We start from the raw sequence: 13083 nt of genomic DNA, 5'->3' as shown, positions 1-13083 counted from the left end.
AGGCCCGCCGTATGAATCCATCCACTTGGCGCCAGGTAAACGTCGCCTTCCGGGACTGGGAACGCGCCGAGATCACCGCCTTGGCTCGACTCGCCCCGCTCCTTCGCGCCGCAGAGGACGAAGGCGCCCTCACCGCGTGGTTCATCGTCCGCAAGCATCCCTGCTGGCGCGTGCGCTATCAGCCCGCCTCCGACGGGCAGGACCACATCGCCCAAGACCTCGACATGCTGGCCGCCGAGGGATGCATCGGAGGGTGGACGGAGACCATCTACGAACCGGAGATCCACGCTTTCGGCGGCGCCGAAGCCATGGCATCCGCCCACCGGCTCTTCCACCGCGACAGCCGCAGCATCATCGACATTCTCGGAAGCGAGGCTGGCAAACACCGCCGCGAGACATCCCTGATGCTGTGCAGCCTGATGATGCGCTCAGCCGGACTGGACTGGTACGAGCAAGGCGACGTATGGGCCCGGGTCGCCGCCCACCGGGCCCTACCCCCCGGTGCCGAACGGGACAGTCACGACCAGTTGCACACCGCCGTACGTCGTCTGCTCTCCGTGGACCTGCAGTACGCGGTGCAGCCGGACGGACCGCTTGCCCACGTCGCCGGGTGGGCCTGCGCCTACACCGACGCCGGAAGAGAACTGGCCGATCTCACAGCCTCGGGACAGCTCCACCGTGGCCTCCGTGACGTCATGGCTCACCACGTGATCTTCGCCTGGAACCGGATCGGCCTGCCCTACCCCATGCAGGCCACGCTCACGGCCGCCGCCAAAACCGTCGTCTTCGGCCCGGACCCCACCTCCGAGAGGAGCGTCAAGGACCGTGTGGAAACTCCATGACTCCATAGCCCAGCGCTTCCCCCTCGTTGCTCGCCCCCGCCCCACCTGCCTCCCCCTGCCCCAACGCGTTCACGCGCTGGCCGAACTCGCAGACGACGCAGGGAAGCAGGGCGACCCTGGCTTGGCCTCCACGGTCTACAACCAGGCCGCCCTGGTCGCCTCCGACGTCGGCGTCCCGGCCACCGCCCGCGCGATGTGCCACCAACACGCCGCCGCCTACCTGCACGCCGCGCCCCTGCCCAGCAGTGCCGCGATCCGCGCCCTCGAACCCCTCGTCAACCTCGCGCGCCTCCAACTCCGCGCCGGACAAACCGACGACGGTCGTCAGCGCCTGCTGGAGCTGTTCGATGCCGTGACCACCGGGAGCGCCATCCGGGTCGAGGGCATCACCGTGCCTGCGGACCTCGTAGCGAACGCCGCCGACCGCCATGATGTCCGTTCCTGGCTGTGGAGTGTGCTCCTCGCCGACGGCACGCGCGCGCTGACCACGGCCGGCCGCTGGGGCGAAGCGCTCGCCCACATCGAGACGCACCGCGGCGTCGGGCAGCGCATGCTCGACGGCCGGCAAGTCGCCGTCCTCGCGGCTCTGACGAGCGGGAACACCCTCGAAGCCGGCAGTCTCCTGGCCCATGCAGTCCCCGGAGAGGCATGGGAGGAGGCCGTCACGGGCTGCTTGACCGTGCTGTGCCGCCGCGTATCAGGGCAGCCTTGGCGACGCTCCCTGCGGGACCTGGTGACCACCTACCTCGAACGTCCGGATCGGGACGACACGGCCGTCTTCGATACGAGACTCGGACTCGCCGTGCTGGACGTGGTCGGCTCGGGAAAGGACCCGGTTGCGCGCCTGGTGGTCACGGAGCTGCACCGCCGGACGATAAAGACGACCGACGGCTACGCGGCCCGGGAGGTCCTTTCTCACCCACTGTTCATTGCCCTCGCCACGGACCGGGAAGCGCGGGACTGCCGTGCTCTACTCCACGCTTGTTCACTCGAAGCTGGGGTGCTCCCCACTGAGCTGGGCGACCAGCTCACGGCCGCGCTACGCACAAGTGATCGCGTCATTCGCCGTAGCGTCGCCCGCCCTGAGCCACACCCCCTGGGGGTGAATCGAGTTCAAGAGGTCCGCTGACGAGCGCCCAGGTGCGCGGCCCGTTCGGCATGAGCGTCGGGAACGAGGGCAACCAGAGCGACCAGGAGCCAAACCACAACGAGCCTGGCCTCCCGGCCTCTGGGGGCGGAGCGCCACTGGGCCTCGCTGCTGGGCGGCGAACGCCGCCGTGCCCGGCATGTTCCCGACCGCATCACCGCTGCCACCGCTGAGGCGTTCTTTGCGCGCTTCCTCGCCCAGTGCGCCGTTCCCGATGCCCAACTCAGCCCCCAGGTCGAGGCGGTGCTCGACGCGTACGACCAGGCCGGCTGCCCGCCGCCGGAGAGCTTCCGTCTGGACATCGACCGGGACGGGCAGCACCTCAGGCACCCCCGACTGCCCACCCTCGCCCTCCCCCGCGCCTGACCCGACGCCTGACCCGACGCGTGACCCGGCACCGGAACAGGTGTTCTCATATGACGATCAGTCATGTACGTTGCCGATCAAGCTGGCAGCGACATGACGGGAGCCGAACGTGAAGATGGGCTACATCGCACCTGCGATAGCCGTTCTGCTGGGCACCACCCTGCTGGGAGTGCCGGGGACGGCCGCCGCAGCCGACGACACCGTGCCCCTCACCACCACGTTCAACAATCCGGTGGGGACGGCGGCGGAGCAGGACGCCATTCGGAACGAGCTGATATCCCTCGTCAACCGTGCTCCGCAGGGATCCGAGATCAACGGCTCCATCTACCTCTTCACGGACGGCGGAGTGAGCAGCGCGCTGATCGCCGCCAAGCAGCGGGGTGTGAAGGTCAAGGTGATCGTCGACGGTGACGCCGTCACTGCGGACGGTACGGAGTACCCGGTGCTCACGGCGGGTCTGGGCACCAATCTGTCGGCCGATTCATGGGTGCTGGCCTGCCCGGCCACCCGTGGCTGCATCGCCAACCGCAACCTCGGCGATCCCGCCATCAACCACAACAAGTTCTTCCTGTTCTCCCAGGTCGGCAGTACGGCCAATGTGGTGTTCCAGACCTCGGCGAACCTGACCACCAGCCAGCGCCGCAACTTCTACAACAACGCCGTGACCATCCCGGACGAGGGCTCCGGGCTCTACTCGGCCTACCGCGCCTACTGGCAGGACCTCAAGACGTACGGCTCCTCCGGCTCGGGGCTCGCCACCTACTACAAGACGGAGCAGAGCGGCCCGTACAAGACGTACTTCTTCCCCCGCCAGGAGTCGTCGGGCACCACCTACTCGACCGATCCCAGCACGGACACGATCGTCTCCCTGCTGGGCAATGTGGACTGCGCGGGCGGCGCCACCCAGATCCGGATCGGCATGTACGCCTTCACCCGCTCCCAGGTGGCCGACAAGATGGTGGAGCTGAAGAAGGCCGGCTGCCGGGTGGACCTCATCCGCAACGCCGGGGACGGCAACTACGGGACCAAGGTGCAGGGCATCCTCGCCGGGAAGATCAGCTCCATCACGCGGTGCGACGGCACCGCCACCAATGCCGACGGGACCACGCGGACCATCGGCATCCACGACAAGTACATGATCATCGAGGGCACCTATCTCGGCGGCGCCAACCGCAAGGTGGTCTTCACCGGAAGCCACAACTACACCTACCCCACTCTTCGCTCCCATGACGAGACCCTGCTGAAGATCGACAACGCGGCCGTCTACGACAGCTTCAAGGCCGACTTCGAGGCCATCCGGAAGAGCCCGTACTGCACAAAGGAATGATCCGCAGGCCCGCTCTCCAGCCCTCCGGGCCCCTTCCGGGCCCGGAGTAGGGTGGCCCGGTGGACACCTGTACGGCCCTCTCCCGTGAACTGACCGAGCCGCTGGCCGCCACGGCGGCGACCGCCGCCACCTGGCTGCTGCTGGAGCAGCCCGGGCCGTGGGGGGCCAAGGCGCTCAAGGAGAGCCACCTCGACCCCGAGGTCGGCCGGGCGCTGGACCGGGCGGCGGACGGGACCGGCGTACGGGTGGCGCTGATCCGCAGGCCCGGACGGCACGCCGACCCGCCGTCCGCCGGACACCCCCGGCGCGAGGTGGTCGTGGCGCACACCGCCCCGGGCGCGTCCTGGGTGCGGCGGGCCACCGTCGCCGACCCGGCCGAACTGGCGGCGCTGGACTTCGCGGCGCTGGGCGCGGGCGTACACGGCAGCTTCGGCAGCGACCACCACGGCGACCCGCTGGCCCTGGTGTGCACCAACGGCCGCCGCGACCGCTGCTGCGCCCTGCTCGGCCGCCCGCTCGCCGCCGAACTGGCCGCCTCCGGCCACAGCGAGGTGTGGGAGGTCACCCACCTCGGCGGCCACCGCTTCTCCCCCACCATGCTGGTGCTGCCGTACGGCTATGCGTACGGCAGGCTCAGCGCCGCCGCCGCCAAGGAGGTGCTGGCGGGCGCGGCCGACGGGCGGATGGTCCAGGAGGGGTGCCGGGGCCGGTCCTGCTGGGACCGGCCCGGTCAGGCCGCCGAGCTGGCGGTACGCCGCCTGATCGGCGAAGAGCGCGCGGACGCCCTCACGGTCGAGCGGCAGCAACCGTCCCCGGAGGGCTGGCAGGTCCTGGTCCGGCACACCGGCGACGGCCGGACCTGGGATGTCGAGGTCGCCCGGGGCGTCTCGGAGCCGCCCCGCCCGGAGTCCTGCGGCAAGGCCCCGGGCACCCCGGTCCGGATGGTCGTCCGGACCGTCGCCGCCCGCTAGTACCGCAACCGCGACGGGGACGGGGGCGAGGACGAGGGCGAGGACGGGGACGGAGACGGCTGCGTGTGCGGGTGCAGGCCCGACCGGAGCTGCGGGTAGCGCCGGAAGATCCGCGCCATCAGCGCCGCCTCCGCCTCCCGGGTGGCGTCCAGCAGTGCCAGCAGGTCGAGGAAGCGGTGCGCGGTGTCCACGGTGGTGCAGCCCCACGCGATGCTGGGCTCCGCGTCCGGCCCGGTGCCCTCGCGCAGATGCAGCTCGCAGAAGTCCAGCCCCATGCTGCCGGTGGCGGCCCGGAGTTCGGCGACCACCTCCCGCCCCTGCTCGCGCAATCGCCGGACCCGCTCCCGCTCGGCCGCCCGGTCCGCCTTCACGCCGCCGCCTCCAGTTCCGCCCAGACCGTCTTGCCGACCGGGAGCCGGTCCAGCACACCCCACCGCAGCGCCAGGCAGTCCACCAGCAGCAGCCCCCGCCCGCGCTCGGCCTCCGGCCCGGGGATGTGGGTGGGTGCCTCGGGACGGCGTTCGCCCCTGGCGTCGGAGACCTCGATGCGCAGGACCGAGGCGTCCGGGAAGACGGCCAGCCGCAGTTCGAAGTACCGCCCGGGCAGCCGGCCGTGCAGTACCGCGTTGGACGCCAGTTCGGCCACCACCAGCGCCGCCGCCGTGGACAGCTCGCCGACCGGCGGCCACCCCCAATCGGCCAGCCGACGCATCGTCATATGCCGTGCCAAGCGGGCCCCATGGCGGGTGGAGCTGAAGCGCTGGGCGAAATCTCGGGCACGGAGAGTGATTTCGGTAGGGGGAAATTCGGACTTCATGCCTCCAACGGTGGCCCGATCTGAGTAGCCTGACCAGCACGACCCACAGTACGGAGAGTGCCTGTACGGCGGCGGAACGTGGCGCGTACGCGGGGGCGTTCGTGACGGTGGGGAAGCGAGCTGCGTTAAGCAGACGGTACGTCAGGAGGTGGCGGAAAGTGGCCGTCAACGCACAGGACGACTCGGGAATCGAGATCCTCAAGGGCTTCGGGAAGCAGGTGAAGCTGCTCCGCGAGCGGGCGGGGCTCAAGCAGGCGGAACTGGGCAAGAAGCTGGGCTACTCCGAGGATCTGGTCTCCTCGGTCGAACAGGGACGGCGGGTCGCCCAGCCGGAGTTCATCGACAAGGCGGACGAAGTGCTGAACGCGGGCGGCATGCTGCTCGTGCTCAAGCGGTCGGTGGCGAGCGCGCGCTTCCCGGAGTTCTTCCGCGACTACGTTCGGCTGGAGGCGGAGGCGGTCGAGCTGTACACCTACGACAGCCTGGTCATGAACGGGCTGCTCCAGACCGAGGGCTACGCACGGGCCGTCTTCGCCACGGGCCGACCGCTGATGGACGAGGAGACCATCGAGCAGCGCGTAGCGGCCCGGTTGGCCCGTCAGGAGATCTTCACCCGGCGCCCGGCGCCGCTGCTGGGGTTTGTCATCGAGGAGGTGGTGCTGCGCCGCCCGATCGGCGGCAAAGAGGTGCTGCGTGGGCAGCTCAAACGGCTGCTTGAGGTCGGGCAGCTGCGGAACGTGGAGATCCAGGTGATGCCCACCGACCGGGAGGACCACGCCGGGATGGATGGCCCGTTCCACCTGATCACGCCCAAGGGCCGGCAGCAGGTGGTGTACATGGAGGGGCAGGGCCGTAGCACAATCGTCACCGACGTGGAAGAGGTCCGCGCCATTGCCTCACGCTATGGCATCATCCGAGCACAGGCCCTGACTCCCCGGGAGTCGCTGGCCTACATCGAGAAGTCGCTGGGAGAACTATGAACGTCAAGGAAACCATCCCCGGCTCCACCGAGTTGACCTGGTACAAGTCCAGCTACAGCGGTGCCGAGGGTGGCGCCTGCGTCGAGGTCGCCGTCGGCTGGCACAAGTCCAGCCACAGCGGCGGCGCGGGCGGCCAGTGCGTCGAGGTCGCCGCCTGCCCCTCCACCGTCCATGTCCGTGACTCCAAGGACAAGCAGGGCCCCCAGCTGGCCTTCACGCCTCAGGCGTGGGCCGACTTCGTGGAGTTCGCCGCCGCGCAGTGACTCCCCCCTGCCCACGGCCCCGTCGCCGCCCGAAGTGGCCGACGGGGCCGCTGCCTTTGCCGCCCCAGGGGTCACCTCGTCCAGACGGGTTCGCCGTCGATCAGCGTCAGGTCGACGCGGGTCCGGCTGATCTCCCCGAGCACGGTCTCGTCCAGGCGGCGGTCCAGGACCACCAGGTCCGCGCGGGCGCCCGGCTCCAGCGTGCCCGCTTCATGCTCGCGGCGCAGCGCATGGGCGGAGCCCGCCGTGGCCGCCCGGAGCGCCGAACGCAGGCTCATCGCCTCCTCCGGGGCGAAGAGCGGGGCGCCCGGCTCGTCGGGGTGGCTGCGGTTGACCGCGACATGGATCCAGTCCAGCGGGTTCGGCGTACTGACCGGCCAGTCGCTGCCGAAGGCGACCCGGACGCCCGCGTCCTCCAGCGTGCGGAATCGGTACTGCAAGGCGGCCAGCTCGCCGGGCAGGTACGGGATCGTCATATCGAGCATCTGCGGGTCGGCCTGGGCCCAGTACGGCTGGACGTTGGCGATGACGCCGAGCGCGGCCATCCGCGCCACGCTGCGGTCGTCCGCGATCTGGAGGTGGGCGAGTTGGTGCCGCCGGTCGCGCGGGCCGTTGGCCTGCTGCGCCGCCTCCACCAGATCGAGGCACTCGCTGACCGCGCGGTCGCCGATGGCGTGGAAGTGGAGGTCGAACCCTGCGGCGTCCATCTGCGGCACCGCCCGCGCCATGTCGGCGGGGTCGAAGAAGGTCAGGCCGGTCCCGGCGCCCGCGATGCCGACGTACGGGCGGGAGAGTGCGGCGGTGTGGGTCTCGCACACCCCGTCGTACATGATCTTGATGGCGGTGCAGGAGAACCGGGAGTCCGGCGGGCAGCCACGGCGCTGCTCGACCAGCCCGGCGAGGGTGTCGGCGGAGGCGTCGCGCGGCCACCACAGGGCGCCGGTGACCCGGGCGCGCAGGCTGCCGTCGGCGGCGGCCCGGCGGTAGACGTCGTAGATGTCGGTGGTGGGGACGAACGGTCCGACGATGGCGTCCTGCCACGAGGTCACGCCATAGGAGAACATCCGCCGCTGCGCCTCCAGCAGGCCGCGCCGCAGGTCCTCCGCGCCCACCGCCGGGACCAGGTCGGAGACGAGTTGCATGGCCGACTCGTGGAGCAGCCCGGTGGGGCTGCCGTCGGCGTCGCGGTCGACCCGGCCGCCGGGCGGCGGGTTGCGGAGGAGTTCCGGGGTCACCCGGTCCAGTGCGGCGGTGGAGACCCAGGCGCTGTGGCCGTCGCGGTTGGCCAGGTAGGCGGGGCGTCCGCCGCAGACGGCGTCGAGTTCCTGCCGGGTCGGGGGGTGTTCGGCGAAGTGGGGCAGCGCCCAGCCCCGGCCGATGATCCACTCCTCGCCGAGGTGGGACCGCGCATAGTCGGCGACCGTACGCAGCACCTCGTCCCGGCTCTCGCAGACGGTGAGGTCGCACCGGAGCAGTTCGACTCCGGACTCGGGCACATGGACGTGGGAGTCGGCGAAGGCGGGCAGGACGGAGCGGCCTGCCGCGTCCAGCGTCTCGGTGCCGGGCGGGGCCTCGGGGACTCCGACCTCGGTCGGGACGACCTCGGCGATCCGGCCGTCCGCGACCCGGACCGACCAGGACGCGGCCTCCGGGTCGCCCAGCGGCAGGTGGGCGTTGCGGATCAGCAGGTTTGCCGCCATCGGTGGTGCACTCTCGCTCTCTGCGGGGGATGGGGGGTCGGGGCTGGGGACGGGGTGGGGGCGGGGTCAGTGGACGCCGGAGAGGGCGTTGACGGCGTCCTTGGAACCGCCGACGCGTCGCAGCACGAGCGCCACGGCCGTCAGCGCGGCCAGGGTCAGCAGCAGCATCACCGCCGACATCGCGGCGAGTTCCGGGCGCAGACCGGCCCGTACCGCGCTGAAGACATAGACCGGCCACGGCGTGGAGCCGGAGACCTGGACGAACGCGGAGATGATCGTGTTGTCGAGGCTCAGCGTGAACGCCATCAGCCCACCGGCCAGCACCGACGGCAGCAGCAGCGGCAGGGTGATGGAGCGGAAGCGGCGCAGCGGCGGGGTGTAGAGGTCGGCCGCCGCCTCCTCCAGCGAGGGGTCCATGCCCTGGGCCCGGGCGCGGACCAGGAAGGTCACCACGGCCGTCGAGAAGAGCGAGTGGGCGACGACGAGGCGCACCCATCCGCTGTTGAAGACGGTGACGTTCCAGTCCACGCCGAGGGAGACGAACCACGGGAGCAGCGCCACACCGGAGACGATCTCCGGCGTCACCAGGACCAGCGCCAGCAGCACGGTGACCAGCCGCCCGACGCGGCTCCCGGGGTGGCGGGCCAGTGCGTAGCCGCAGAGGGTGCCGAGCACCACGGCGATCACCGCCGCGCCGGCCGCCGACCGCACCGACACGGAGACGGCGGAGAGGATGTCGTCGTTGGCGAGCGCCGAGGAGTACGCGTCGAGCCCGAACCCCTCCCAGGAGGCCAGCAGCCGCCCGGTGTTGAAGGAGTAGGCGACGATGACGGCGATGGGGGTGAAGAGGAATGCGATCACCAGGAGGCCCCAGGCGTTCAGGGCCCGGTCCACGGTCCGCCGCGCGCTCATGCGGGGCTCCCTTCTGCGATCCCGGCGAGCTCGCGGCGGCGCCGGTGGGTGAGAAGCCAGGTGCAGGCGATGCCGGCCACGGCGGTGGCCAGGATGGTCAGGGCGATGACAAGGATCAGCACGATGGCCATCGCCGAGCCGAGCGCCCAGTTCTGGCCCTGCTGGAACTGGCTGGCGATGAGCTGGCCGACCATGTTGCCGCGGGCGCCGCCGAGGACCGACGCGGTGACGTAGTCGCCCATCAGCGGGATGAACACCAGGAGCAGCCCGGCGACGATGCCCGGTCGGGCGAGCGGCAGGGTGATCTGGAGTGCGGTGCGCCAGCGGTCGGCGCCGAGGTCCTTGCTGGCCTCGCGCAGCGAGCCGTCGATCCGGTCGAGGGCGACATACAGCGGGAGAATCATCATGGGCAGGTAGTTGTAGACCACGCCCAGCAGCACGGCGCCCGGGGTGAAGAGCATCGAGAACGGCTTGTCGATCAGCCCGAGGCCCTGCATCGTCCGGGAGGCGAAGCCCTCGGGTGAGAGGACGACCTGCCAGCCGATGGTGCGGATCAGGAAGTTGGTCCAGAACGGCACCAGCACCAGGGCCAGTACGACGAAGCGCCGCTGGGGCCGCACCTTGACCGCCAGCCAGTAGGCGAAGGGGAGGCCGATCGCCAGGCAGAGCGCGGTACCGGCGAGGCCGATGCGCAGGGTGCCCATGAAGCTGGTCAGGAAGGTGTCGCTGAGCGCCTCGTGGTAGCGGCCCATGGTGAGCACGTCATTGGAGTGGGTCTGGTACAGCCCCGGCTTTCGGCCGAGGGAGTACCAGAAGACCAGCCCGACCGGGGCGATGAAGAAGAGCGCGAGCCACGCCAGGGTGGGCGCGGCGAAGAGGCCCGGTGGGAGGGCTCGCCGCGCTGCACGGGGGCTGCGGCGGTCGGCGGATCTCATGCGCCGGCCTCGGCCTTCATCCTGTTGACGATGGCCATGCGGCGCTCCTGGCCCTTGTTGATGACGCCGGTGTACATGGTGGCGAGCTGCTCGGCGGAGGGGCTGATCATGTCGATCAGCTCAAGCTTGAGCCGCTTGGCCTCCTCCTCGGTGCCGTTGACGCCGGTGCCGTAGCCGACGAACTCCACCTGCTTGATGGCCACGGCCGGGTCGAGCACGTAGTCGATCAGCTCATGGGCGGCGTCGGCGTTGGGGCTGCCCTTGACGATCGCCCAGTTGTCCATCCAGAGGTTGGTCTTGGGGCCGGGCAGCACCCACTTCCAGCGGTCCTGCTCGCTGCTGGCGAGGATGCCGCGCCGGGCGTCGCCGTTCCAGCAGTGCATCAGGGCGTGGGTGCCCTGCGGGATCGCGCTGCTGCCGGGCGAGGAGTCGAAGGCGGCGATGTGCGGGGCCAGCTTGTCGATCAGGAAGGACTCGATCTGGTCCAGCTGGGCCTTGTCGGTGGTGCTCTGGTGCCATCCCCTGGCGAAGCAGAGCATGGCGCAGATCTCGCCCGGGTCGTCCACCAGCGAGGTCTTGCCGCTGGCCTCGTGCATGGCGGCGTCGAAGAAGTCGTCCCAGGTCTTCAGGTCGCGCTTGATGACCCTGGTGTCGTAGACGAAGCCGGTGGTGCCCCAGTACTTGGTCACCGTGTACTTGTTGCCCCGGTCCCACTCCTGGTTCTGGTAGCCCTTGCCCAGATTGGCGAGGTTGGGCAGCTTGCTGTGGTCCAGCTCCTGGAGCAGGCCGTTGGCCGCCATCTGCGGGACGAAGACACCGGTGGGGATGACGATGTCGTAGCCGCTCGTCCCCTTGGCCGCCACCAGCTTGGCGATCATCTCCTCGTTGGAGCTGTAGGAGTCGACCACCACCTTGGGGCCGTACTTCTTGGTGAACGCCGACAGCACCTTGGGGTCGTCGTACGCGCTCCAGGAGTACGCCCGCAGCTTGGAACCGGACGAGCCGGAGCTGCCGCAGGAGGCGAGCATGGGCGCGGCGGCCACGGCGGCGAACCCGGCGAGGAAGGTGCGGCGGGGCAGACCGGCGACGCGGGAGGCGGGGGCGAGCAGGCGGGGGGTGTGGTCCTGGTGGTTCACTTGGTGCTCTCCATCGGGGCGGCGGAATCGGCGGCCGAACCGGCTTCGGCTTCGGCTTCGGCTTCGGCGGGGAAGACGCGGGCGTCGGAGGGGGCCCAGGAGCACCACACGCGGGTGCCCCCGGTGAGGCGGTCCGCCTGGCGGCGCGGGACGCGGGCCAGGACCTCCTGACCGGTGTCGGCGTGGACGACGTACTGGAGGACGTCGCCGAGCAGGGAGACCGCGGCGATGGTGCCGGGCAGGGTGTTGGTCGGCTCGGCCGGCTGCTGCTCGGCCACGACGACGGCCTCGGGGCGTACGGCGACGCGGACCAGACCGGGGGGCGAGGCGGTGGCGGGCTCGCTCAGCAGGACCGTTCCGCCGGTGATCTCGACCGTGCGGCCCCCGTCGGCCAGGGTTCCGGTCAGGAAGTTCTGCTGGCCGATGAAACCGGCGACGAACGCGGTGGCCGGGCGCTCGTACACGGTGTAGGGGTCGGCGATCTGCTCGATCCGGCCGTTGAGCATGACGGCGACCCGGTCGCTCATCGACAGGGCCTCCTCCTGGTCGTGGGTGACGAAGACGAACGTCGTGCCCAGTCGGCTCTGGAGGAGCTTGAGTTCGACCTGCATGTCCTCGCGGAGCTTGCGGTCAAGGGCGCCCAGGGGCTCGTCCAGGAGCAGCACGCTGGGGCGGTTGACCAGGGCTCGGGCGAGGGCGACGCGCTGCTGCTGGCCGCCGGAGAGCTGGCTCGGCTTGCGGTCGGCGAAGCGCGTCATCTGCACCATGTCCAGCGCCTCGGAGACCCGGGAGCGTATCTCCGTGCGGTCGACCGTGCGGCGCTGGCGCAGCCCGTAGGCGATGTTCGCCGCGATGGTCATGTGCGGGAAGAGGGCGTACGACTGGAAGACCGTGTTGATGTCGCGCTTGTGCGGCGGCAGGTGGTGCACGGCGGCGCCGGAGACCAGGACCTCGCCGCTGTCGGGCTGCTCGAAGCCGGCGAGCATGCGCAGCGTGGTCGTCTTGCCGCATCCCGAGGGGCCGAGCAGGGAGAGGAACTCCCCGGGCTCCACCGAGAGGTCGAGGTCCTTGACGACGGTGACGCCGCCGAAGGACTTGCTGACCGAGCGGAGCTCGACGGAGCCCGTCCGGTCACCGGTGCCTGCCCGGTGACCGGCGGGGGCGGACTGGGGAGGAGAGCTGCTCATACGACTTCCTTGGGGGGATGTATCTGTATTTCCGCGAGGGCGCGCTGCGCCTGCTCGACGATCTGCTCGGGGGGCCGGACGAACTCGACGGTCAGTCCGGGTTCGTCGGCCGTGAGGGGTTCGAGCGCGGCGTACTGCGCGGTGACCAGCGAGACGGGCATGAAGTGGTCCTCGCGCCCGCCGACCCGGGCGGCGGCGACGTCCGGGGGCCCGGCCAGGTGGAGGAACCACACGCCCGGACCCCGCTCGCGCAGGATGGTGCGGTAGCTCCGCTTGAGCGCCGAGCAGGACACCACGCCGCCGGTCGCACCGCGTGTGCCGAGCCAGTCGCCGACCGCCCGCAGCCAGGGCTGCCGGTCGGAGTCGTCCAGCGGCTTGCCCGCGCTCATCTTGGCGACGTTGCCCGCGCTGTGGAACGCGTCGGCGTCGGCGTAGTCGGCCCCCAGTGCCTCGGCCAGGGCGCGGCCCACCGTCGTCTTGCCGGCGCCTGTCACGCCCAT

15 protein-coding genes are annotated in these 13083 nt (G+C 70.7%); 7 read left to right on the top strand and 8 right to left on the bottom strand.

The features are described 5' to 3' along the window. Positions 1-11 precede the first annotated feature (11 nt). The 5 genes from C7M71_RS22635 (at position 12) to C7M71_RS22620 (ending at position 4653) form a co-directional block, all read left to right on the top strand. Positions 12-842, top strand: a complete 831-nt coding sequence (locus C7M71_RS22635; protein ID WP_111491365.1) for a thiopeptide-type bacteriocin biosynthesis protein — start codon at positions 12-14, stop codon at positions 840-842. Further along, positions 826-1971: a hypothetical protein gene (locus C7M71_RS22630; protein ID WP_111491366.1), complete on the top strand. Its 1146-nt coding sequence runs from the start codon at positions 826-828 to the stop codon at positions 1969-1971. The genes C7M71_RS22635 and C7M71_RS22630 overlap by 17 nt, the downstream gene beginning before the upstream one ends. A gap of 261 nt (positions 1972-2232) precedes the next feature. Then, positions 2233-2355, top strand: coding sequence for a hypothetical protein (locus C7M71_RS32975; RefSeq protein ID WP_322975188.1), 123 nt, complete (start codon positions 2233-2235; stop codon positions 2353-2355). Positions 2356-2470: 115 nt separating this feature from the next. Further along, a complete protein-coding gene (locus C7M71_RS22625; protein WP_229759204.1) occupies positions 2471-3682 on the top strand; it encodes a phospholipase D-like domain-containing protein in 1212 nt (403 codons plus the stop codon). Positions 3683-3741: 59 nt separating this feature from the next. Continuing rightward, positions 3742-4653 carry a sucrase ferredoxin gene (locus C7M71_RS22620; RefSeq protein ID WP_114914509.1) on the top strand — a complete coding sequence of 304 codons (912 nt, stop codon included), beginning with the start codon at positions 3742-3744 and terminating at the stop codon, positions 4651-4653. Here C7M71_RS22620 and C7M71_RS22615 read toward each other — a convergent pair. Together C7M71_RS22615 and C7M71_RS22610 are read right to left on the bottom strand one after the other, a co-directional pair. Continuing rightward, on the bottom strand, positions 4650-5024 hold the full coding sequence (locus C7M71_RS22615) for a hypothetical protein (RefSeq protein WP_111491846.1): 375 nt from the start codon (positions 5022-5024) through the stop codon (positions 4650-4652). The two genes, C7M71_RS22620 and C7M71_RS22615, sit on opposite strands and share 4 nt — an antisense overlap. Continuing rightward, positions 5021-5371 carry an ATP-binding protein gene (locus tag C7M71_RS22610; protein ID WP_407675935.1) on the bottom strand — a complete coding sequence of 117 codons (351 nt, stop codon included), beginning with the start codon at positions 5369-5371 and terminating at the stop codon, positions 5021-5023. The genes C7M71_RS22615 and C7M71_RS22610 overlap by 4 nt, the downstream gene beginning before the upstream one ends. Before the next feature lie 257 nt (positions 5372-5628). Here C7M71_RS22610 and C7M71_RS22605 point away from each other — a divergent pair, with 257 nt between their 5' ends. Next, positions 5629-6450 carry a helix-turn-helix domain-containing protein gene (locus C7M71_RS22605; protein ID WP_111491844.1) on the top strand — a complete coding sequence of 274 codons (822 nt, stop codon included), beginning with the start codon at positions 5629-5631 and terminating at the stop codon, positions 6448-6450. Then, positions 6447-6713 carry a DUF397 domain-containing protein gene (locus tag C7M71_RS22600; protein ID WP_111491843.1) on the top strand — a complete coding sequence of 89 codons (267 nt, stop codon included), beginning with the start codon at positions 6447-6449 and terminating at the stop codon, positions 6711-6713. The genes C7M71_RS22605 and C7M71_RS22600 overlap by 4 nt, the downstream gene beginning before the upstream one ends. 71 nt (positions 6714-6784) lie before the next feature. On the opposite strand, the gene C7M71_RS22595 is transcribed toward C7M71_RS22600, so the two are convergent. The 6 genes from C7M71_RS22595 to C7M71_RS22570 all read right to left on the bottom strand — a co-directional run bounded on the left by C7M71_RS22595 (position 6785) and on the right by C7M71_RS22570 (position 13083). Beyond that, complete coding sequence (locus C7M71_RS22595; RefSeq protein WP_111491842.1) at positions 6785-8413, bottom strand: amidohydrolase; 1629 nt, start codon at positions 8411-8413, stop codon at positions 6785-6787. 66 nt (positions 8414-8479) lie between these two features. Beyond that, entirely contained in the window at positions 8480-9325 is an 846-nt protein-coding gene (locus C7M71_RS22590) for an ABC transporter permease (RefSeq protein ID WP_111491841.1), read from the bottom strand. Next, on the bottom strand, positions 9322-10260 hold the full coding sequence (locus C7M71_RS22585; protein WP_111491840.1) for an ABC transporter permease: 939 nt from the start codon (positions 10258-10260) through the stop codon (positions 9322-9324). Before C7M71_RS22585 ends, C7M71_RS22590 begins: the two co-directional genes overlap by 4 nt. Then, the gene (locus tag C7M71_RS22580; protein WP_229758858.1) at positions 10257-11396 is read right to left on the bottom strand and encodes a polyamine ABC transporter substrate-binding protein; all 1140 of its coding nucleotides are present in this window, start codon (positions 11394-11396) and stop codon (positions 10257-10259) included. Before C7M71_RS22580 ends, C7M71_RS22585 begins: the two co-directional genes overlap by 4 nt. Next, entirely contained in the window at positions 11393-12583 is a 1191-nt protein-coding gene (locus tag C7M71_RS22575; RefSeq protein ID WP_111491839.1) for an ABC transporter ATP-binding protein, read from the bottom strand. The genes C7M71_RS22580 and C7M71_RS22575 overlap by 4 nt, the downstream gene beginning before the upstream one ends. Next, positions 12580-13083 carry a gluconokinase gene (locus tag C7M71_RS22570; RefSeq protein WP_111491838.1) on the bottom strand — a complete coding sequence of 168 codons (504 nt, stop codon included), beginning with the start codon at positions 13081-13083 and terminating at the stop codon, positions 12580-12582. The genes C7M71_RS22575 and C7M71_RS22570 overlap by 4 nt, the downstream gene beginning before the upstream one ends.

This window comes from Peterkaempfera bronchialis, assembly GCF_003258605.2.
Classification (GTDB): Bacteria; Actinomycetota; Actinomycetes; order Streptomycetales; family Streptomycetaceae; genus Peterkaempfera; species Peterkaempfera bronchialis.
The sequence above is the reverse complement of the archived record's forward strand: the minus strand, read 5'-3'. Positions and strand labels throughout refer to the sequence as shown.